General features: G+C 37.9%; 4 protein-coding genes. 3 read left to right on the plus strand and 1 reads right to left on the minus strand.

Going from position 1 to position 1,829, the window contains the following annotated elements; translation table 11 throughout:
• The first annotated feature begins 260 nt into the window (after positions 1-260).
• A complete protein-coding gene (locus tag FN732_RS09475; RefSeq protein ID WP_142936291.1) occupies positions 261-1,052 on the plus strand; it encodes a DNA adenine methylase in 792 nt (263 codons plus the stop codon).
• 97 nt (positions 1,053-1,149) lie between these two features.
• Entirely contained in the window at positions 1,150-1,350 is a 201-nt protein-coding gene (locus FN732_RS09480; protein ID WP_185954317.1) for a hypothetical protein, read from the plus strand.
• Positions 1,351-1,497: 147 nt separating this feature from the next.
• On the opposite strand, the gene FN732_RS09845 is transcribed toward FN732_RS09480, so the two are convergent.
• On the minus strand, positions 1,498-1,668 hold the full coding sequence (locus tag FN732_RS09845; protein WP_425456884.1) for a YdcF family protein: 171 nt from the start codon (positions 1,666-1,668) through the stop codon (positions 1,498-1,500).
• Between FN732_RS09845 and FN732_RS09785 the strand changes: the two genes are divergently transcribed.
• The coding region (locus FN732_RS09785; RefSeq protein WP_246051375.1) for a hypothetical protein at positions 1,598-1,829 on the plus strand (232 nt) is incomplete at its 3' end. The two genes, FN732_RS09845 and FN732_RS09785, sit on opposite strands and share 71 nt — an antisense overlap.

The raw sequence follows: 1,829 nt of genomic DNA on the forward strand, positions 1-1,829 counted from the left end.
TTCACAGGGAATCAGAAGGACATAGTCATCTACATATTGGGAGTTCTTTCCACGATATCGACTCAGATATTCGCATTCTACTTTGGCTCATCAGTGGGTTCAAAGGAGAAAACTGAAATACTTAAAAATTTCCATACCAGACTTTAAGGAGACCTCCCCTTGCTTTTCTGCCGTTCACCTCCGGTTTTTTCCATTTTCAAAGTCTCATTTCCACTTTCAAAAATCTTTTAAATCATAAAAAGAAAGGAGGTAAAAACAGCATGTTTGCATATATTGGAGGAAAGTGCAAAATAGCGAAGTGGATAATTTCCAACTTCCCGCAAAACTACAAGAACATGACCTACGTAGAAGTTTTCGGTGGAGCGGGATGGGTTTTGTTCAAAAAAGAACCTTCACTTGTTGAAGTCTATAACGACAACGATGAGCTACTCGTTAACCTCTTTATCGTTTTGAGAGACCATTTCCAAGAATTCAAAAGAAGAGCCAAAAGAACCTTGCACTCACGGCGTCAGTACCAAATGGCAATAGAACAGCTCAAGGCAGGCTATTTTCGGGACAACATAGATAAAGCCCTTCTTTATGCCATCACCGTAGTTCAGTCCTTTTCAGGAACAAGGAACAGCTGGGGATACTATATTTCTGCTAATAATAGAAAAACAAGTAGCACCCGTTGGCTTCCGTTCTTAAGAAAGCTCAACCAGATAAGGAAAAGGCTTTCCACGGTTCAAATAGAGTGTCTTGACTTCCGAAAAGTCATAGAAAAATACGACACTCCTAATACTCTTTTCTATCTTGACCCTCCTTATGTTCAGAAAGAACACTACTATCGCATAGGTTTTACGGAAAAAGACCACCGAGACCTTGCGGAAATTCTGAAAAACATCAAAGGGAAGTTTGTCCTTTCCTACTACCCTTGCGAACTGGTTGAGAAGCTGTATAAGGGTTTCAATTGGCACACCAAAGAAGTAAGTAAACCGAGTTATGGAGTAACGGTTTATTCAAAAGTGAGGAGCCGCCCAAGAGGGACGGAGCTCCTCATAAAGAACTACTAACCCCCAGGAGTCCCCTTGTAAGGGGACTTTCTTATTCTATCATATGAACGTTAATACGAACATTTATTGTGTTTTTGATTTTCTTTACAATAACTATATGAAAGATTGGCAGAAAGCTTTGAAACTCTTAAGGAATAAAGAAAAGGATGTCCACCTTACGATAAATCCTGAACTATGGGAGATTTTCAGAAAGGCTTGTAAAAAAGAGGGAGTCACTCCCAATCAGAAAGTATCAGAACTCATACTCCATTACCTTGAAGAAGAGGGCATACTTGCCGAATACCTAAAAGGTGATTAGGGGAAATTTTGAAAAAATGTGGAACACCATTTTGAAAAAAAATGGAACACCTGAACATAGCAAATTCTTACTTAAGAGGTTAAGATATTGAAACACAAAGGTTATCTTGTCCCGATATATCCCGTCAAGTCCCAGATAGTCCCGTTTTTAAGCGTTCCACTTTTTTTTCAAAAATAATGTTACCAAACAGATTTTATCTATTCCTTTAGTCTCTAAGATTTCCCTTGTAAACAGTGCATTTTCTAAAGTGTTTCTGCTTTTTTTCTCTTCAATAATTTTATCTTCAGGAATACCAAGTTCAACTAAAAATCTCTTCATAGTACTTGCTTCACTTTCAGAGTTCCTAAAAACAGAACCTCCGGAAACTAAGATAGCTTTCTTTATTGTTGAAGTTCAGAAAGAAGGTGGACACCCTAAAATAAGATTTGAACTCCAACAAAAGGAGGTGTCCACCAATGAAACAATTAAAGAAATTCAAA

This window comes from Balnearium lithotrophicum, assembly GCF_900182585.1.
In the GTDB taxonomy this organism is placed as follows: domain Bacteria; phylum Aquificota; class Aquificia; order Desulfurobacteriales; family Desulfurobacteriaceae; genus Balnearium; species Balnearium lithotrophicum.

Coding starts and splice junctions, on each gene's coding strand:
- FN732_RS09475 (WP_142936291.1), top strand. CDS start 261: ATGTTTGCATATATTGGAGGAAAGTGCAAAATAGCGAAGTGGATAATT.
- FN732_RS09480 (WP_185954317.1), top strand. CDS start 1,150: ATGAAAGATTGGCAGAAAGCTTTGAAACTCTTAAGGAATAAAGAAAAG.
- FN732_RS09845 (WP_425456884.1), bottom strand. CDS start 1,668: ATGAAGAGATTTTTAGTTGAACTTGGTATTCCTGAAGATAAAATTATT.